Below are 19,709 nucleotides of genomic sequence, written 5' to 3' on the forward strand. Positions count from 1 at the left end.
GGGGGGCAAGTGCGGAGCAAGTGCGGTGTGTGTCTGCTCGACGGCTGCTGCCGGAGCGGGTGTTGCGCGCCCCTTGCGCGGGGCGCCCCACGATGCGGGGCAGGTCTTGCCGGAAGGTGTCAGGAAGGGCTGCCATGACCCGCAAGCTCGACATCGGTCTCGACATCGACGGGGTGCTCTACCCCTTCGTCGACGTCATCTCGCGCTACGCCACCGACGTACTGGAACGTCCGTGCTCGGCGGAGCCCGAATCCTGGGATTGGTACGTCCATCAATGGGGCCTGACGGCCGAGGAGTTCTTCGCGCTGTGCGGTCGTGCGGTGCACGACGGTGTGCTGTTCACCCAGGGCGACCCGCTGCCGGGTGCCCTGGAGGCGGCCGATGCCCTTGCCCGGGCCGGTCATCGCCTGCACTACGTCACCGCCCGCGCCGTCGCGGGGGTGCCTGCGTCACTGGCCTGGCATCGCACGGCCCAGTGGCTCGGCAAGTGGGACTTCCCGGTCGACTCGCTGACGATCGCCGCCGACAAGGGCTGCCGGCCCACCGATGTGTTCCTCGACGACTCGCCGGGCAACTGCGATGCCCTGGTGGATGCCGGCCATGCCCGCCCGGTGCTGTGGTGTCACGCCCCGATCGCGGACCACCGGGCCGAACGGGTCTTTGACTGGCCCGAGTTCCTCGCCCTGGTGGAGGCCGAGTCCATCGCCTGCCCTCCGGGCCGGACACTCCCGGAGGGCTCCCGCCCGACCCCCGCCCACTGAACCTCACCGGCGGGTTCCGGGCTTGGGCAGCGGGCGCGGTCGGGGTACGGAGCGGGGCTTGGGCTGTCGGAAGCCCTGGCCGCGTCGGCCGCCGGCGTTGAGCTGGGTGAAGGCGTTGGTGTCGGTCTGGTGGGTGAAGTTGATTCGCATGGGGGCTCCTTGAGGTCACTGCTGACTGGGCGGTCGGCGCGAGGGCGGTAGTCCGGCCCTCGTGTGCTGTTCTCACCGGCGGGTTCCGGGCTTGGGCAGCGGGCGCGGACGGGGTACGGAGCGGGGCTTGGGCTGTCGGAAGCCCTGGCCGCGTCGGCCGCCGGCGTTGAGCTGGGTGAAGGCGTTGGTGTCGGCCTGGTGGGTGATGCGGATTCGCATGGGGCTCCTCGGGTTGTGTTCTGCGGTGCGTTGCGTGGGCGCTGCGAGGGCTGTGCGGTTCTCCTGCGCTGTTCTCACCGGCGGGTTCCGGGCTTGGGCAGCGGGCGCGGTCGGGGTACGGAGTGCGGCTTGGGCTGTCGGAAGCCCTGGCCGCGTCGGCCGCCGCCGTTGAACTGGGTGAAGGCGCTGGTGCCGGTCTCGTTGCTGGAACGGATTCGCATGGGTTCTCCTTGGCTTTTCGGTGACCACTTCGTTCGTGGTACTTTGAATGTAGTACTGCAGATGCAGTGGTGTCAACATCCCCCGGAGGATCCGATGCGTCAGAACCCCGCACGCCGCACCGCACTGCTCGACGCGGCCATCGAAGTTCTCGCCCGCGAGGGCTCGCGCGGCCTGACCCTGCGTGCTGTCGACGCCGAGGCCAAGGTGCCGATCGGCACCTGCTCCAACTACTTCGCGAACCGCGCCCGATTGCTGCGGCAGATCATGGAACGCACCAGCGAGCGCCTCACCCCGGATCCGTCCGCGCTGGCCACGACGATGCGGGCCGCGCCGTCGACTGACCTGGTGGCGCTCCTGCTCCGGCAGGTCCGCGAGCGCATGGACGCCGACCGCAGCTGCTATCTGGCGATGCTGGAACTGCGCCTGGAAGGCACCCGCCGCCCCGAACTCGGCGCCGAGCTCAACAAGATCTTCAGCGGGGTGGTCGAGGAGAACGTCCGCTTCCACCTGGACGCGGGCCTGCCCGGCGACCGCATCGACGTCGTCCTGCTCTACCTCACGCTGCACGGCATGAACCTCGACGACCTCACCGCGCCCGGCGTCCTCGCGGACTATGCGGACGCCGACCTCATCGGCGAACTGACCAGGCGCCTGCTGCCGGCCGCGGCCTGAGCGGCCGCGCGTCACCGCGATTCGCAAGGGGCCTTGTGCTTGTCCGGTCGAGGCCTTGATCAGACGTTCTCGGCCAGGACGCGTTCGTGCCGACAGGGGTGGTCCAGCACGGCCGATCCGTTTCTCAAGGGGATCTCAAGCGCCGCCCCGCAAGGTGTTCGCAGGAGCAGGCCTCGCCGAAGGGGCGGCCCCGGCGCCAACGGGCGAACCACCGAGAAGGGAACCCCTATGACTCCGACGATCGTCGCCACCGAGACCCACCGTCACGAGACAGGCTCGCTCGCTTACGAGAGTTCGGTCATTTCGGCTCGGTAGGTGCGGTCGGCGAGCAGGTGGCGGTGGGCTGGTGGCCGTTCTCCGCACGGTTGTTGAGGCACTTCGAACTTCGGTGCACCACGGACGTCATGACCTCGCGGTGGGCAGCTCCGTAAGAGCGGATCTTGTCGGTGACCAGCACCCCGGGCGCGTACTCGCAGCCCTTCACGAGGCGGCGCAGCCGGTTGGCGTAGCCCTGGCCGGACTTGGCGCACCACCTGCGCCCCCTCGCACGACGGCGCGGCGTCCACGAGCAGCCCCTCCCGGGACCCGGATGGCCGACACAGAAGATCACTTCACGAGGCTCAAGCAACGTGACAGTGCCCTCCCCATGCGACACACGTGCGACCTCAACACCGAAAGAGAGTGATCCGCAATGCATGCTGCAGGTGCTGCCGATTTCGTCGACGATCGGTCACTTGAGTGGGATTTGACGTTGGTTGGCGAATCGGTGCCGGCGGCTTTCGCGGCTCAGGTGTTGCGTTCGCCGGGTGCGGTGGCGGTGCGGTGTGCCGGGCGGGAGCTGTCGTACCGGGAGTTGGACGAACGGGCGAATCAACTCGCGCATCGACTCCTGGATCTGGGGGTGGGTCCGGAGGCGCCGGTGGCGGTGCTCATGGACCGCTCGGTGGACCTGGCCGTCGCCCTGCTCGCGGTGTTGAAGTCGGGGGCGTTTTATCTGCCGTTGCACAGTGGTTATCCGTTGGAGCGGATGCAGTGGATCGTGGACGAGACGTCCGCGTCGGTACTGCTGACCGACCGGGTGATGCGCGAGCGTGGTCTGCCCACTGGTGCTGCCCTGGTGGTGGTGGACGAGGATGTGCAGCTTGCCGGGCTGCCGGCCGGCGATCCAGGGGTGGAGAGCCGTCCGGAGCAACTCGCGTACGTGATGTACACGTCGGGTTCGACGGGTCGTCCCAAGGGTGTTGCGGTCACGCACCGCGACATCCTCGACCTGGTCGTGGACGGCATGTTCGGGGCGGGGGCGCATGAGCGGGTGCTGATGGTGGCTCCGTATGCGTTCGATCCCTCGACGTACGAACTGTGGGTGCCGCTGCTGCACGGCGGGCGCACCGTCATCACGCCGGACGGCGATCTGAGTGTGGCGGCGCTGGCGCGTCTCATCATCGAGGAGAGGATCACCGGGCTTCAGGTGACGGCGGGTCTGTTCCGGGTGATGGCGGAGGAGGATCCGGGCTGTTTCGCGGGCGTACGGGAGGTGATCACCGGTGGTGACGTGATCTCCCCGACCGCGGTGCGCCGGGTTCTTGAGCACTGCCCGGACACGGTGGTGCGCTGCGCCTACGGTCCGACCGAGACCACCCTGTTCGCGACCCAGGCCCCCTGGACCACGGCCGATTCGGTACCTGCGCCGGTGCCGGTCGGGCGTCCGTTGGACGGCATGCGCGCCTATGTTCTCGATGAGACCTTGTCGCTGGTTCCGGCAGGCGTGGACGGGGAGTTGTATCTGGCGGGTGCGGGGTTGGCCCGTGGCTACTTCGGGCGTGCGGATCTGACGGCGGAGCGGTTCGTGGCCGATCCCTTCGGGCCGGCCGGCAGCCGCATGTACCGCACCGGCGACCTGGCCCGCTCGTCCGAAAAGGGGCAGATCGAGTTCGTCGGCCGGGTCGACGACCAGGTGAAAATCCGCGGGTTCCGCATCGAACTCGGCGAGATCGAGGCGGTGTTGAGCTGCTTCCCGGGGGTGTCGCAGGTCGCGGTCATCGCCCGGGAGGACCAGCCCGGCGACAAACGCCTCGTGGCCTACGCGGTCGCCGAAACCGGACGCAGCGTGGACACCGAGGCCCTGGGTGCGCACGCGGCGGGTCTGCTGCCGGAGTACATGGTCCCCACCGCGTTCATGGTCCTCGACCAGCTCCCGCTGACCACCAACGGCAAACTGGACCGACGGGCCCTGCCCGCCCCGGACATGTCGAGGACAGCCGGAGCCGGACGCGGTCCGCGAACACCGCGGGAAGAGATCCTGTGCGGGCTGTTCGCCGAGGTCCTGAACGTGCCCAAGGTCGGAATCGACAACAACTTCTTCGAGTTGGGCGGCCACTCCCTGCTGGCCACCCGCCTGATCAGCCGGATCCGGACGATCCTGGGCGTGAAGCTCTCGATTCACCGCCTGCTCAAAACTCCCACCGTGGCCGCTCTGTCGAACCTGGGTCAGGCGGACAGCGGGGAGCAGGACAGCGCACTGGAGTCCGTGCTCAGCCTGCGACCGGCCGGCGTCCGTTCGCCTCTGTTCTGCGTGCACCCCGGAGGCGGCATGGCCTGGTGCTACGCCGGGCTGCTGCGCTACGTCCCCAAGGGGCACCCGGTGTACGGGCTCCAGGCCCGTGGCCTGGCCGCGGACGTGCCGCTCCCCGCCGATCTGGATGAAATGGTCGAGGACTACCTGAATGAGATCCGGGCGATCCAGCCGTCGGGCCCGTACGCCCTCCTGGGCTGGTCCTTCGGCGGCAAGGTCGCCCACAACCTGGCGGCCCGCCTCCAGCAGCAGGGCGAGGAGGTGTCCCTGCTGGCTGTGGTCGATGCCGGTACCGGAGGGCATGCCAGCGAGGACAGCACGCGCAGCCGGCGTGATCTCCTGGAGCTCGCGTTCGACGGGATCGGGGCCTTCTACGCCGAGCCGGGCGACGACCCGATCGAGATGCCACGGATCCTCGAAATTCTCAAGTCCCATGGCGGAACGCTGGCCAGCCTTGAGGAACGCACCGTTGCCGCTCTCATCGACATCACGGCGAACAACCTCAGGATCAGCCGAGCGACAGCCCCCGAGAAGTTCGACGGCGACATGCTCTTCTTCGAAGCGGCCGGGCGGGACGGTGCGTCCACCGGACTTGCGGACGTCTGGGAACCGTATGTGAACGGTCGGATCGAAAGGCACGCGACCCCGTTCGAGCACATGCAGATGATGAGTGCGGATGCGCTCGCGGATATTGCTCCGGTTCTGGCTCAAGCGCTGAAGAAACAGGTCTGAAGAAGCAGGCCTGAAGAAGCAGCGTTGAAGAAGCAGTCCTGATGATGAAGCAGGCGAGGAGCCAATGATGTCCGACAAACCGACGTCCAATAGGTCGAGGCTGCACCGAGGGCGGGTGCTGCGCGTCGAGTGGGTGGCCCCGCACATGGCCAGGGTCGTGCTGGGCGGTGCGGGCCTGCGGGAATTCACCGCCGGACAGCACACCGATCACTACATCAAGTTGATCTTCCCTCTGGAGGATGTCCGGTACCCCGAGCCTTTCGACATCGCGGCCATTCGCCGGGACTTCCCCCGGGATCAGTGGCCCAGGACCCGTACGTACACGGTCCGTCGGTGGGACCCGGTTGCGGTCGAACTGTCCGTGGACTTCGTCTGTCACGGTGAAAGCGGTCTGGCCGGCCCCTGGGCCGCGAAGGTCAAGCCCGGGGAAGAGATCTACTTCAGCGGTCCCGGCGGCGGCTACTCGCCCGCGGCGGAGGCCGATTGGCATCTGCTCGTCGGAGACGAGAGCGCCTTGCCCGCGATCGGGGCTGCCCTGGAGGCAATGCCGCCAGGAGCGATCGCCAAAGCGTTCGTCGAGGTCTCCGGCCCGGAAGAGGAGCAGGAGATCAAGACACCGGCCGATGCCGAGATCATCTGGCTGCACCGCGGAGAGCGTCAGATCGGCGACTCGCTCCAAGCGGCCGTCTCCGCCTTGGACTTCCCGACCGGAACGGTCCATGCCTTTGTCCATGGTGAGGCGCACTTCGTGAAAGCGATTCGGCATCACTTTCGGCTGGAACGCGGCCTGACACGCGATCAGCTGTCCATCTCCGGCTACTGGCGACGCGGGGCGGACGAAGACGGCTGGCAGTCCTCGAAGTCCGAGTGGAACCGTGACACGGAGGACGCGCCGGCGGCGTAGCTCTCGGCCTTTTCCAGATCTCGACACCGAAAGAGAGTAATTGGCAATGCGTGCTGCAGATGGTGAAGTGCAGGCTCATCATGCTGATATCCCACCCCTCCACCTGCTGAAGGCGGAGGAGCTTCCCGTCTCAAGAGGCGCCCTCACCGGCACGATGAACCAGCGCACCGCGGACGCGTTGCGGACCGTCATCGACATCACGCCACAGGACTCCGACCGACGCGCACTGTCCGCAGTCGATGCCGCCCTGGCCTGCCTGGCCGCACCGGCCGCTGCCACCAAGTACACCGACGCGGAGCGAAAGACCCTGCCGGAGGACCTCTACGAGGAACACGATCTGTTCTTCGGCGCGATCAGGGTCACCGGGAATTCGGTGGAGACGTTCACCTGCACGATGCTCGAAGCCCTCCGCAGCCAGCTCAACGACGCGCTGTCAGCCGGGATAAGTCTCAGCAGCGGTGAACGAGCCCAATTGCGTGAGGCGTTCTGGACCACATTCCACATGCTGTGGCGCATCGGAGTGGCCGGCACACCGTTCGAGTACGCAGCTCGCGCTCAGGTGCAGGGCACGGACATGGGGGCCGTCCACGCGAAGGGCGATCCCCTGATCCGCTGGCGTCTCGGTCATCAAGTGTTCTTCGCGCTCATCCAGGCGCTGATCGTGTCGGTCGGCTGCCTTGAGGATTGCCTCAAGGACGATCCGGAAGACATCGACAGCGCTTGCCGGCTGCTTGAGGACGCCACGGTACTGATGATCGGGTCCGGGGCGTCGCTGCGGTACGCCGGAGACTTCACGCGCACGCATTACACGGACGCGGTACGGCCTGCGATGCTGCCACCGCATATCAATGCCAAGTTCAGCGGTCTCCAGTTGCGCGATCACCGGATACTGCTCAATTTGTTCCATCGGGTCAAGCCGCTGGTCGCGTCGCCCGCTCCGGCCGTCGGCAAGTCCTACAAGGTGCTGCTCGAGGCGATGTCGACAGCCTACGACGCGCACATATTCGTCTGCTCGAGGTTCGGCGGCGATCGCGAATCGAGTCTCCGCGCGCCCGGCTCCAGGGTTCCCGCAGTGGAGATTCTCCAGAGATTCCGCGATCGGCGACTCGGCGCCGCCACGCCGGACGGACCCGACGAGTAGTTCGGTGATCCTCGACCGGCTCTTCGAAGCCGATTTCCTGAATGCTTTCCATTTTCCGCGCCGATCCATGCTGCCGGGGCCCCGCACTTCCGACTAGCTGCGAATTCGTGCGACCTCAACACCGAAAGAGAGTGATTGGCGATGCGTGCTGCACATGCTGGTGATCTTGCCGACGGTCGGTCAGTTGAGCCGAGTTTGGCGTTGGTCGGCGAATCGGTGCAGGCGGCTTTCGCGGCTCAGGTGTTGCGTTCGCCGGGTGCGGTGGCGGTGCGGTGTGCCGGGCGGGAGTTGACGTACCGGGAGTTGGACGAGCGGGCGAATCAACTCGCCCACCGGTTGGTGGATTTGGGGGTGGGTCCGGAGACGCCGGTCGCGGTGCTGATGGACCGATCGGTGGACCTGGTGGTCGCCCTGCTGGCGGCGCTCAAGGCGGGCGCGTTCTACCTGCCGCTGCACAGTGCTCATCCGCTGGAGCGGTTGCAGTGGATCGTGGACGAGACGTCCGCGCCGGTACTGCTGACCGACCGGGCGATGCGCGGCCGTGGTCTGCCTGTTGCTCCTGTGGTTGTGGTGGTGGACGACGAGGAGGAGTCGGCCGGGTTCCCGGTCGGTGATCCGGGTGTGGAGAGCAGGCCCGAGCAGCTGGCGTACGTGATGTACACGTCGGGCTCGACGGGTCGTCCCAAGGGGGTGGCGGTCACCCACCGAGACGTCCTCGACCTGGTCGTGGACGGCATCTTCGAGCCGGGCGTGCACGAGCGGGTCCTGATGGTCATTCCGTACGCGTTCGATCCCTCGATCTACGGCTTGTGGGTCCCGCTGCTGCACGGCGGGCGCACCGTCATCACGCCGGACGGCGATCTGAGCGTGGCGGCGCTGGCCCGGCTGATCGCTGAGGAGGAGATCACCGCCCTGGACGTCTCCGCCGGTCTGTTCCAGGTGATGGCGGAGGAGGATCCGGCCTGCTTCGCGGGTGCGCGCGAGGTGATCACCGGCGGTGATGTGGTCTCCCCGACCGCGGTGCGCCGGGTCCTGGAGCACTGCCCGGACATCGTCGTGCGCAGCGCGTACGGCCCCACCGAGACCACGTTGTACGCAACGACGCGTCCGTGGACCAGCGGGAGCGAGCTGCCGGCGCCGCTGCCGATCGGGCGCCCGCTGGACGGCATGCGGGCCTACGTTCTCGATGAGGCGCTGTCGCTGGTCCCGGCGGGAGTGGACGGAGAGCTCTACCTGGCGGGCGCGGGGCTGGCCCGGGGCTACTACGGTCGGGCGGACCTGACGGCGGAGCGGTTCGTGGCCGATCCCTTCGGGCCGGCCGGCAGCCGCATGTACCGCACCGGCGACCTGGCCCGCTCGTCCGACGAAGGTGTGCTGGAGTTCTTGGGCCGGGCCGACGACCAGGTGAAACTCCGCGGGTTCCGCATCGAACTCGGCGAGATCGAGGCGGTGTTGGGCCGTGCCCCGGGGGTTTCGCAGGTCTCGGTCATAGCCCGGGAGGACCGGCCCGGCGACAAACGTCTGGTGGGCTACGTGGTCGCCGAGCCGGGCCACAGCGACGTGGTGGATACAGAGACCCTGCGCGCGCAGGTGGCAGGCCGGCTGCCGGAGTACATGGTGCCCTCGGCGTTCGTGGTGCTCGACCGGCTCCCGCTGACCACCAACGGCAAACTGGACCGACGGGCCCTGCCCGCCCCCGACCTGCCGGCGACGGCCGGGACCGGACGCGGTCCCCGCACCCCGCAGGAGGAGATCCTGTGCAGCCTGTTCGCCGAGGTCCTGCGCGTGCCCGCAGTCGGCATCGACGACAACTTCTTCGTACTCGGCGGCCACTCCCTCTTCGCCACCCGCCTGGCCGGCCGCATCCGTTCGGTCCTGAACGTGGAACTCCCGGTACGCACCCTCTTCGAAGCCCCCACCATCGCCACCCTCGTCGACCGGATCGCGGAAGCAGGGACGGCCAGGCCCGCGCTGACCAAGAGGCCACGCCCCGAGCGGATCCCGCTGTCACCGGCACAGAACCGGCTGTGGTTCCTCGACAAACTCGAAGAGACGACTGCCACCTACAACCTCCCCCTCGCCGTGCGCCTTTCCGGGCAGCTGGACAGGTCCGCGCTGCGGGCCGCACTCGAGGATGTGGTGGACCGGCACGAGAGCCTGCGGACCGTCTTCCCCGAGGACGCCCAGGGCGTGCCGTTCCAGCAGATCCTGCCGGCGGCTCGGGCGATGCGGGACTTCGAGGTGGTGGAGACCGACGAGGCCGCCTTGCCCACGGCGATCTCGGCCCTTGTCAGGGAGCGTTTCCAACTGGCGGTGAACCCGCCGGTACGGTTCCGTCTGTTCGCCCTGTCGGAGACCGAACACGTCCTGTTGCTGCTGACGCATCACATCGCATCCGACGGATGGTCGGTGGCTCCGATGACCCGCGACATCAGCCTTGCCTATGCGGCACGGTGTGCGGGGGAGGAGCCGTCGTGGTCGGCGTTGCCGGTGCAGTACGCGGACTACACGCTGTGGCAGTACGAGCTCCTCGGTGCGGAAGAAGATCCCCAGTCCCTGGTCAGTGAACAACTGGCCTTCTGGACGCAGGCGTTGGAAGGAATCCCGGACCGGCTCGAACTGCCCTTGGACCGTCCCCGGCCGAACGTGCCCAGCCACCGCGGCGACACGGCCTCCTTCGAGCTGGACGCAGAGCTGCACCGACGCCTGATCAGCCTGGGCCGTACCCACCAGGCCAGTCTGTTCATGGTGATGCAGGCCGCCTTCGCCGCGCTGCTCTCGCGGCTGGGCGCGGGGAACGACATCCCGGTGGGTACGCCCATTGCCAACCGGACCGATGAGGCGATGGGCGACCTGGTCGGATTCTTCGTGAACACCTTGGTGATCCGGACCGACACCACCGGCGATCCCTCCTTCCAGCAATTGCTGGCCCGGGTGCGAGAGGTGTCCCTGGAGGCTTTCGCGCACCAGGATGTCCCCTTCGAGCTCCTGGTGAACGAACTCAACCCGGTGCGCTCCACCGCCCAGCACCCCCTCTTCCAGGTAGTGCTGGCCATGCAGAACAACACGTCCGTCGATTTGGACCTTCCGGGCCTGACCGCGGACGCGAGTCTGAGCGACACCGAGGTCGCCAAGTTCGATCTCACACTTGAACTCTTCGAGCAGCACGCGGACGGCGACGCCCCCGACGGGATCAGCGGACGGTTGGGCTATGCCCTCGATCTGTTCACCGCGGAAACCGCACAGCGGATCGCGGCTTGTTTCAAGAGGCTGCTCGCCGCGGTCGCGGTGGACCCGGACCTCTCGCTGAGCCGCATCGACATCCTCTCCCCGGAGGAACATCACCAGCTCGTCATCGAGCGCAACGACACGACGGCGCCCTACGCCGACAACACCACCCTGCACCAGAGGGTCCAGGAGCAGGCGGCCCGAACGCCGGACGCGCCGGCGGTGCTGCGCGGCGCGGAGGAGCTGACCTACAGCGAGCTCAACGCACGGGCGAATAAGCTCGCCCACCACCTGATCGCCCGCGGAGTGCGCCCGGAGCAACTGGTTCCGATCTGTGTCGAACGGGGATTTGACGCGGTGGTCGCCGTCCTGGGCGTCCTGAAGGCGGGCGCTGTCTATGTGCCGCTCAACCATGAATACCCGGTACATCAACTGGAGTTCATGGTGGCGGACACCAGTGCTCCGCTGGTCATCACCCACGCCCGCCTCCAGGACCGACTGGGGGACACATCCGCCGAGCCGGTGCTGATGGACCAGGACTGGCCCGAGATCGCCACCCGGCCGGACACGGACCCCGGTGTGCCGGTCGGCCCCGAGAGTCTCGCCCACGTGATCTTCACCTCGGGCTCCACCGGCACCCCCAAGGGCGTCATGATCGAGCACCGCTCGATCTGCCGGTTCGTCGACAGCGACCTCTTCGCCGGCCTCGGGCCCGGCGACGTCATGGCCCAGCCCTCCAACTTCTCCTGGGACGCCTTCACCTTCGAATGCTGGCCCGCGCTGACGTCCGGAGCCGCCCTGGCGGTCATGGACAAGGAGGTTCTCCTCGACGCCGCCACGCTCAAGGCCGCTCTGCGTCGCCGCAAGGTGACCATGATGTGGCTGACCGCCCCCCTCCTGCGCCAGCACCTGCAGGACTGCCCCGACCTCCTCGCCGGAGTGAAGTCCGTCTTCTACGGCGGTGAAGCGATCGACCGGCCGGTGGTGGACGAGCTGGTGGACGGGCCGTGGGCGCCCGAACGGATCATCCACGGATACGGGCCCTGCGAGGCGACGGTCTTGACCACGAGCTACCGGGTGGACCGGAACATCCCCCGGAGCGCGCAGATCCCCATCGGCCGGCCGGTGGCAAACACCGAGGTGTTTGTCATGGACGAGAACGGTGTTCTCGTGCCCCCGGGCGTTCCTGGCGAACTGTGGGTGGGCGGCCCTGGACTGGCCCGGGGCTACTGGAACCGCCCGGAGCTCACCGCGGAGCGGTTCATCAAGCACCCGTTCTCGGACGACCCCCAGGCACGGGTGTACCGCACCGGTGATGTGGTGCGGTGGCGGGGGGATGGCGAGCTCGAGTTCGTGGGCCGGGTCGACGACCAGGTGAAGATCCGCGGGCTGCGCATCGAACTGGGCGGGATCGAGGCGGTGTTGGGTCGTCACCCAGCCGTGTCGCAGGTGGTGGTCGTGGTGCGCGAGGACCAGCCGGGTGACAAGCGGTTGGTGGCCTATGTGGCCGCTGGAGCCGGGAGCGAGGAGGGGGCGGACGCGGACGCCTTGCGTGCCCATGTGGGCGGGCTGCTGCCGGAGTTCATGATTCCGTCCGCCTTCGTCATCCTTGACCGCCTGCCATTGACCACGAACGGCAAGCTGGACCGGAGGTCTCTGCCGGCGCCGGTGTACGAGGTGACGACAGTGGGCGGGCGGGGTCCGCGGACTGTCCAGGAGGAAATCCTGTGCGGGCTGTTCGCCGAGATTCTGGGCGTGCCGGCGGTCGGCATCGATGACAACTTCTTCGAGCTCGGCGGCCACTCCCTGCTCGCCACCCGCCTGGCCGGCCGCATCCGTTCGGTCCTGGGCGCCGAACTCGTGGTGCGCAACGTGTTCGAGGCCCCCACCGTCGCCGCCCTCGCCGACCGGGTCGCGGAAGCAGGGGCGGCCAGGCCCGCGCTGACCGCGATGGCACGCCCGGAGCGGATCCCGCTGTCACCGGCACAGAACCGGCTGTGGTTCCACGACAAGCTCGAAGAGGCGAGCACCACCTACAACGTTCCGGCGGCGTTCCGGATCGTCGGGAAGCTCGACGCCGATGCGCTCGAACAGGCATTGAGCGATGTGGTGGCACGGCACGAGAGCCTGCGGACCGTGTTCCAGGAGGTGGGCGGGAACCCGGCCCAGGTGGTCCTGGACAAGGATGCCGCCGTCGTGAAGCTGCATCGGGTCAGCTGTGATGCGGACGAGTTGGACGCGGTGCTGCGGGATGCCGGTCAGTATGTGTTCGACCTGTCGGCCGAGTTCCCGCTGCGGGCGACGTTGTTCACCGTCGAACCCGAAGAGCAGGTACTGCTGCTGCTCATGCACCACATCGCAAGTGATGGTGCCTCGATGGGGCCGCTGGGGCGTGACCTGGAGATCGCCTTCCGGGCCCGACTCCAGGGGAGCGAGCCGTCGTGGCCGGCGTTGCCGGTGCAGTACGCGGACTACACGCTGTGGCAGTACGAGCTCCTCGGCCCGGAAGAAGACCCGCACTCCCTGGTGAGTGAACAACTGGCCTTCTGGACACAAGCGTTGGAAGGCATCCCGGACCAGCTCGAGCTGCCCTTCGACCGCCCCCGGCCGAAGGTGGCCAGCTACCGTGGCGACTCGGTCTTCTTCGAGCTGGACGCAGATGTGCACCGCGGGATGGCCGAACTGGCCCGTTCGACGGGCGCCACCACGTTCATGGTGGCGCAGGCGGCACTGGCGGTGGCCCTGACGAAGATGGGCGCCGGGACGGACATCCCGATCGGCACCCCGGTCGCAGGACGCGCCGACGAAGCACTGGACGACCTCGTCGGCTTCTTCATCAACTCCCTGGTCCTGCGGACGGACACATCGGGGAATCCGACGTTCCTGGAACTCCTTGAGCAGGTCCGGGAGACCGACCTGGCCGCGTACTCCCACCAGGACGTGCCGTTCGAGCGGCTGGTCGAGGCGGTCAACCCCCAGCGCTCACTGGCCCGCCACCCACTGTTCCAGGTCCTGCTCAATGTCCAGACCGGCGAGGGCAACGCCCTGGAGCTGCCCGGCCTGACGGTCCAGGAGATCGTGGGGGAACAGCAGACGGCGAAATTCGACCTGTCCCTGAACTTCCTCATGAAGTACACCGATCAAGGTCTTCCTGGGCCGGTGCGCGCGTATGTCACGTACGCGGCGGAGCTGTTCGACCGGGAGACCGTGGAGCGTCTGTTCACCCGCCTCGTCCGCGTCCTGGAATCTGCCGTTGCTGATCCGGCACTGACGATCAGTCAAATCGACGTGATCGATACGCACGAGCGCGTGCAGTTGTTGGAGTCGTGGGCCGGCGCGGAGCCCGGCGAGCAGCTAGAGGCCGGTTCGGTGCCGGCGGCTTTTGCGGCTCAGGTGTTGCGTTCGCCGGGTGCGGTGGCGGTGCGGTGTGCCGGGCGGGAGCTGTCGTACCGGGAGTTGGATGAGCGGGCGAATCAACTGGCGCACCGGCTGCTGGATTTGGGGGTGGGTCCGGAGGCGCCGGTTGCGGTGCTGATGGAACGTTCGGTGGACCTGGCCGTCGCCCTGCTCGCAGTGCTCAAGGCCGGGGCGTTCTACCTGCCGCTGCACAGTGGTTATCCGTTGGAGCGCATGCAGTCGATCGTGGATGAGACGTCCGCGCCGGTATTGCTGACCGACCGGGCCATGCGTGACCGTGGAGTGCCCGGTGCGCCTGTCCTGGTGGTGGTGGACGAGGACGTGCAGCTGGCCGGACTGCCCGTCGGAGACCCGGGGGTGGAGAGCAGGCCTGATCAGCTGGCGTACGTGATGTACACGTCGGGTTCTACCGGGCGTCCCAAGGGTGTTGCGGTCACCCACCAAGACATCCTCGACCTGGTCGTGGACGGCATGTTCGGGGCGGGCGCGCATGAGCGGGTGCTGCTGCTGGCCTCGTACGCCTTCGACCCCTCGACGTACGCCTTCTGGGTCCCGCTGCTGCACGGCGGACGCACCGTCATCACACCGGAAGGCGAGCTGGGCGTCGCCGAACTGGCGCGTCTCATCATCGAGGAGGAGATCACCGGCCTGGACATCACCGCGGGTCTGTTCCGGGTGATGGCCGAGGAGGATCCGGGCTGTTTCGCGAACGTACGAGAGGTGATCACCGGCGGTGACGTGATCTCCCCGACCGCGGTACGCCGGGTTCTTGAGCACTGCCCGGACACGGTGGTGCGCTGCGCCTACGGCCCGACCGAGACCACCCTGTTCGCGACCCAGGCCCGCTGGACCACCGCCGATTCGGTGCCCGCGCCGATACCCGTCGGGCGTCCGTTGGACGGCATGCGCGCCTATGTTCTCGATGAGAACTTGTCGCTGGTTCCGGCAGGCGTGGACGGGGAGTTGTATCTGGCGGGTGCGGGGTTGGCGCGGGGGTATTTCGGGCGTGCGGATCTGACGGCGGAGCGGTTCGTGGCCGATCCGTTCGGACCGGCCGGCAGCCGTATGTATCGGACCGGCGACCTGGCCCGCTGGTCCGAAAAGGGGCTGCTGGAGTTCGTCGGCCGAGCCGACAGCCAGGTGAAGATCCGCGGCTTCCGTATCGAACTCGGCGAAGTCGAAGCGGTGTTGAGCCGCTTCCCGGGGCTCGCCCAGGTCGCGGTCATGGCCCGCGAGGACCAGCCCGGCGACAAACGCCTCGTGGCCTACACGGTCGCCGAAACCGGACACAGCGTGGACACCGAAGCCCTGCGCGAGCACGCGGCCGGCCTGCTGCCGGAGTACATGGTCCCCACCGCGTTCATGGTCCTCGACCAGCTCCCGCTGACCACCAACAACAAGGTCGACCACCGCGCCCTCCCCGCCCCCGACCTGCCGGCGACGGCCGGTACCGGGCGCGGCCCGCGGAACCCGCAGGAGGAGATCCTGTGCGGCCTGTTCGCCGAGGTCCTGAACGTGCCCACGGTCGGCATCGACGACAACTTCTTCGTGCTCGGCGGCCACTCCACCCTCGCCATCCGCCTGGCCAGCCGCATCCGCTCGACCCTGAACGTCGAACTTCCGGTACGCACCCTCTTCGAGGCCCCCACCGTCGCCACCCTCACCGCCCAGATCGCGGAGGCGGATTCAGCCAGGTCCCCGTTGACCGCGACGGAGCGTCCGCCCCGGATCCCGCTGTCGCCGGCGCAGAACCGGCTCTGGTTCCTGAACAAGCTGGAGGGTGCGAATGCCACGTACAACGTCCCGGTGGCATTCCGGATCACCGGAGACCTGGACGCGGGTGTCCTCGCACAGGCACTGAAGGATGTGGTGGTACGCCACGAGAGCCTGCGGACGGTCTTCCAGGAGATCGACGGCAGCTCGGTCCAAGTCGTGTTGGGGATCGACACCGTCGACGTAGAACTGCACCGAGTCACCTGCTCCGCAAGCGAGTTGCACACAGTGCTGCGCGACGCGGGACAGTACGCGTTCGACCTGGCCACCGAGCTCCCGCTCCGGCCGACGCTGTTCACCGTCGGCTCCGACGAGCACGTCCTGCTGCTGCTCGTGCATCACATCGCGAGCGACGGCACCTCGATGGGGCCGCTCGGACGCGACGTGGAGACCGCGTTCCGCGCCCGGCTCCAGGGCCAGGCACCGGCGTGGTCCGCACTCCCGGTGCAGTACGCCGACTACACCCTGTGGCTGCACGAGCTCCTCGGTACGGAGGACGACCCCGGTTCTGTGGTGAGCAGGCAGCTGGAGTTCTGGACCAACACCCTGGACGGCATCCCCGACCAGCTCGAGCTGCCCTTCGACCGCCCCCGGCCGAAGGTGACCGACTATCGCGGTGACACCGTTCCGATCAGGTTCGACGCCGAGTTGCACGGTGCGCTGGTCGGTCTGGCCCAGGAGACGAACACCACGTTGTTCATGGTGCTCCAGGCCGCTCTTGCCACGTTGCTGAGCCGGCTGGGTGCGGGCTCGGACATTCCGCTGGGAACTCCGGTCGCGGGACGTACCGACGAGGCACTGGACGACCTGGTCGGTTTCTTCGTCAATACCCTGGTCCTGCGGAACGACACGTCGGGCGACCCGACGTTCCGGGAACTGCTCGCCCGGACCCGGGAGACCGACCTTGCCGCGTACTCCCACCAGGACGTACCGTTCGAACGCCTCGTGGAGGCCATCAACCCCCAGCGATCTCTGGTCCGCCACCCCCTGTTCCAGGTCATTTTCGGCCTGGACGCCACCGGAGGCAGTGCGCTGAACCTGCCCGGCCTGACGGTGGCTCAGGAGCCGGTCGCGTTCGAGTACAGCAGGTTCGACCTGGCCTTCAACTTCACCGAGCAGTACGGGGCCGACACCGGTCCGGCCGGGATCGACGGCCTGCTGCACTACAGCACGGACCTGTTCGACCAGGCGAGCGTCGAAGCCATCGTGGCCCGGATGGTGCGCGTGGTGGAAGCGGCGGTCGCGGATCCGGACCGGTCGCTCGGCCAGGTCGAGATCCTGTCCGCGCAGGAGCAGCGGCAGATCCTGGAGGAGTGGAACGACACCGAGGCCGAGCTGACCGACACGACTCTTCCCACGCTCTTCCAGTCGCAGGCCGCCCTGACACCACAGCGCCCGGCAGTCCTGGCCTCGGACACCGACCTGAGCTACCGCGAGCTGAACGAGCGGGCCAACCGCCTGGCCCACCACCTGATCGCGCACGGAGCCGGCCCCGAACAGTTCGTCGCTCTCGCTCTGCCGCGTACGGCGCAGACCATGGTGGCGCTGCTCGCCGTGCTCAAGGCGGGAGCTGCCTATATGCCTCTCGACCCCGCGTATCCGGCGGACCGGATCGCCTACCTGCTGCAGGATGCCGATCCGGCGCTCGTTCTCACCGTCGAGGAGACCGAGCGGATGTTCCCGGACGACTCCCGGACTCCTCGCCTGGTCCTGGACTCTCCCGAGGTGGTCGCCGCCCTGGAGACCCGGCCCGCCACCGACCCGACCGACCGGGACCGGATCAGCGTCCTGCAACCGCTGCACCCGGCGTACGTCATCTACACCTCGGGCTCCACCGGCCGCCCCAAGGGCGTCGTCGTCACCCATGCCAACGTGGCGAACCTGGTCGCCTGGGCCCGTGCCGAGTTCGGTGAACAGCCCCTGGCCCACGTCCTGTTCACCACGTCGCTCAACTTCGACGTCTCCGTGTTCGAGATGTTCGGACCGTTGCTGACCGGCGGTCGCATCGAGGTACTGCGCGATCTGCTGGCCCTCGCCGACCGGAACGCCGATGACCGTTCGCCGGTGCTGGTGAGTGGGGTGCCGTCCGCGCTCGCCCGGATCGTGTCCCAGAGCGACGTGCGCACCACGGCGGAAACCGTGGTGTTCTGCGGCGAGGCCCTGACCGCCCAGGCCGCCACCGAGGTCAAGGCCGAACTCCGAGCCGGCCGCGTCTGCAACGTCTACGGCCCGACCGAGGCAACGGTGTACGCCACGATCTGGTCCACGGACGGCCCCCTCACGGGAACGCCGTCGATCGGCCGCCCGCTGCACAACACGCAGACCTACATCCTGGACGGCAATCTGCAGCCGGTTCCGGCAGGGGTCGCCGGGGAGCTGTACATCGCGGGTGCGGGGTTGGCCCGGGGGTACTACAAGCGTCCGGATCTGACGGCGGAGCGGTTCGTGGCCGATCCCTTCGGTCCGGCCGGCAGCCGCATGTACCGCACCGGCGACCTCGCCCGCTGGTCCGACAAGGGGCAGCTCGAGTTCGTCGGCCGGGTCGACGACCAGGTGAAGATCCGAGGGTTCCGCATCGAACTGGGCGAGATCGAGGCGGTGTTGGGCCGCTTCCCGGGGGTGTCGCAGGTCTCGGTCATAGCCCGGGAGGACCAGCCCGGCGACAAACGCCTCGTGGGCTACGTGGTCGCCAAGGCCGGGAACGGCACCGTGGACACCGAGGCCCTGCGCGAGCACGTGGCCGGACTGCTGCCGGAGTACATGGTTCCGTCCGCGTTCGTGATGCTCGACCGGCTCCCGCAGACCGCCAACGGCAAGCTGGACCGGCGGGCTCTGCCGGCACCCGTGTTCGAAGCGGACGCGGCCGGGCGCGGTCCGCGGACCCCGCGGGAGGAAATCCTGTGCGGCCTGTTCGCGGAAATCCTGGGCGTGCCCACGGTCGGCATCGACGACAACTTCTTCGAGTTGGGCGGCCACTCCCTCCTGGCAGTGCAGCTGATCAACCGCATTCGGGACGTCCTTGGCGACGAACTCGCCATTCGAGCCCTCTTCGCCGCGCCCACCGTTGCCACGCTCACTGACGAGCTGGGCCGGTCCTCGACCGGGGAGGGGTTCGACGTGCTCCTGCCCATCAAGGACAACGGCGGCGGCTCGGCCGTCTTCTGCGTCCACCCCGTGAGCGGAATCGGCTGGTGCTATGCGCCATTGGCCGGCATCGCCTCCTCGGAACACTCCGTTTACGCCCTCCAGGCGCGAGGTCTGGACGGCAAGGACGCGCTCCCGGATTCTCTCCGGGAAATGGCAGCCGACTACGTCCGGCAGATCCGTGCCGTACAGGAATCGGGCCCGTACCACCTGATGGGCTGGTCCTTCGGCGGCGTCGTCGCCCATGAGATGGCCGTCCAACTACGGGCACAGGGCGAGCAGGTCGAGACCCTGGCACTGCTCGACGCCTACCCCGCGCACGAGACAGAGACGCCGCTCCCGGTCACCGAGGACGAGGTGGCGGCGGGACTCGCCGAATTCTTCGGCGTGCGGGCCGCGGACGGCGAGGAGCCACTCACGATGACGGGAATCGTGGCAGCACTGCGCCGCGACCGCAGCCTGTTCACCGAGCTCGCCGAGCGGCATCTCGCAGAAATCGCCGCGATATACAGGAACAACCACCGGATCATGACGGAACACGTTCCCGGAGAATTCGACGGGGATGTCCAGTTCTACGAGGCGGGCCACGGAAGGCCCGCCGAAGTGGACACCGCGACCGAGTGGAACGCGCACGTATCAGGACGCCTCGAAGTCACCCAGATCGCCTGCAGTCATGCGGAAATGGCTCGACCGGAATCGCTGACCGCAATATGGCCGGGCATCGCCAGGACGGGGGAACTGTAATGACTGAACTCGCCTTTGACCCGCCGCCCG

At 68.0% G+C, this 19,709-nt stretch carries 9 protein-coding genes and 1 pseudogene; 6 read left to right on the plus strand and 4 right to left on the minus strand.

Features of this window, described 5'->3' with window-relative positions:
* Positions 1–134: 134 nt before the first annotated feature.
* On the plus strand, positions 135–761 hold the full coding sequence (locus tag OG430_RS46890) for a 5' nucleotidase, NT5C type (RefSeq protein WP_327358850.1): 627 nt from the start codon (positions 135–137) through the stop codon (positions 759–761).
* Positions 762–764: 3 nt separating this feature from the next.
* On the opposite strand, the gene OG430_RS46895 is transcribed toward OG430_RS46890, so the two are convergent.
* The 3 genes from OG430_RS46895 to OG430_RS46905 form a co-directional block, all read right to left on the minus strand.
* Positions 765–911 carry a hypothetical protein gene (locus tag OG430_RS46895; protein WP_327358851.1) on the minus strand — a complete coding sequence of 49 codons (147 nt, stop codon included), beginning with the start codon at positions 909–911 and terminating at the stop codon, positions 765–767.
* Positions 912–983: 72 nt separating this feature from the next.
* The gene (locus OG430_RS46900) at positions 984–1,130 is read right to left on the minus strand and encodes a hypothetical protein (protein WP_327358852.1); all 147 of its coding nucleotides are present in this window, start codon (positions 1,128–1,130) and stop codon (positions 984–986) included.
* A gap of 74 nt (positions 1,131–1,204) precedes the next feature.
* Positions 1,205–1,351 (minus strand): hypothetical protein, encoded by a 147-nt coding sequence (locus tag OG430_RS46905; RefSeq protein WP_327358853.1) that lies wholly within the window; start codon positions 1,349–1,351, stop codon positions 1,205–1,207.
* Positions 1,352–1,445: 94 nt separating this feature from the next.
* Here OG430_RS46905 and OG430_RS46910 point away from each other — a divergent pair, with 94 nt between their 5' ends.
* Entirely contained in the window at positions 1,446–2,024 is a 579-nt protein-coding gene (locus tag OG430_RS46910; protein WP_327358854.1) for a TetR/AcrR family transcriptional regulator, read from the plus strand.
* A 340-nt stretch (positions 2,025–2,364) separates the two neighbouring features.
* Here the strand turns inward: OG430_RS46910 and OG430_RS46915 are convergent.
* Positions 2,365–2,520 (minus strand): annotated as a pseudogene (locus tag OG430_RS46915) (DDE-type integrase/transposase/recombinase); the annotation flags it as partial.
* Positions 2,521–2,775: 255 nt separating this feature from the next.
* On the opposite strand from OG430_RS46915, the gene OG430_RS46920 reads away from it, so the two are divergent.
* From OG430_RS46920 to OG430_RS46935, 4 genes are all read left to right on the plus strand, one after another.
* Positions 2,776–5,328, plus strand: coding sequence for an amino acid adenylation domain-containing protein (locus OG430_RS46920; RefSeq protein ID WP_327358855.1), 2,553 nt, complete (start codon positions 2,776–2,778; stop codon positions 5,326–5,328).
* A gap of 67 nt (positions 5,329–5,395) precedes the next feature.
* Positions 5,396–6,232 carry a siderophore-interacting protein gene (locus OG430_RS46925; RefSeq protein WP_327358856.1) on the plus strand — a complete coding sequence of 279 codons (837 nt, stop codon included), beginning with the start codon at positions 5,396–5,398 and terminating at the stop codon, positions 6,230–6,232.
* A 46-nt stretch (positions 6,233–6,278) separates the two neighbouring features.
* Positions 6,279–7,373, plus strand: coding sequence for a hypothetical protein (locus tag OG430_RS46930; protein ID WP_327358857.1), 1,095 nt, complete (start codon positions 6,279–6,281; stop codon positions 7,371–7,373).
* 201 nt (positions 7,374–7,574) lie between these two features.
* Positions 7,575–19,679, plus strand: a complete 12,105-nt coding sequence (locus tag OG430_RS46935) for a non-ribosomal peptide synthetase (RefSeq protein WP_327358858.1) — start codon at positions 7,575–7,577, stop codon at positions 19,677–19,679.
* The last annotated feature ends 30 nt before the right edge of the window (positions 19,680–19,709 follow it).

Origin of the sequence: Streptomyces sp. NBC_01304 (assembly GCF_035975855.1) — a bacterium.
Lineage (GTDB): Bacteria > Actinomycetota > Actinomycetes > Streptomycetales > Streptomycetaceae > Streptomyces.

What these genes read in the sequence shown, in the direction of transcription:
- OG430_RS46895 (WP_327358851.1), bottom strand. Translation starts at nt 911, where the DNA reads ATGCGAATCAACTTCACCCACCAGACCGACACCAACGCCTTCACCCAG.
- OG430_RS46905 (WP_327358853.1), bottom strand. Translation starts at nt 1,351, where the DNA reads ATGCGAATCCGTTCCAGCAACGAGACCGGCACCAGCGCCTTCACCCAG.
- OG430_RS46925 (WP_327358856.1), top strand. Translation starts at nt 5,396, where the DNA reads ATGTCCGACAAACCGACGTCCAATAGGTCGAGGCTGCACCGAGGGCGG.
- OG430_RS46890 (WP_327358850.1), top strand. Translation starts at nt 135, where the DNA reads ATGACCCGCAAGCTCGACATCGGTCTCGACATCGACGGGGTGCTCTAC.
- OG430_RS46930 (WP_327358857.1), top strand. Translation starts at nt 6,279, where the DNA reads ATGCGTGCTGCAGATGGTGAAGTGCAGGCTCATCATGCTGATATCCCA.
- OG430_RS46910 (WP_327358854.1), top strand. Translation starts at nt 1,446, where the DNA reads ATGCGTCAGAACCCCGCACGCCGCACCGCACTGCTCGACGCGGCCATC.
- OG430_RS46900 (WP_327358852.1), bottom strand. Translation starts at nt 1,130, where the DNA reads ATGCGAATCCGCATCACCCACCAGGCCGACACCAACGCCTTCACCCAG.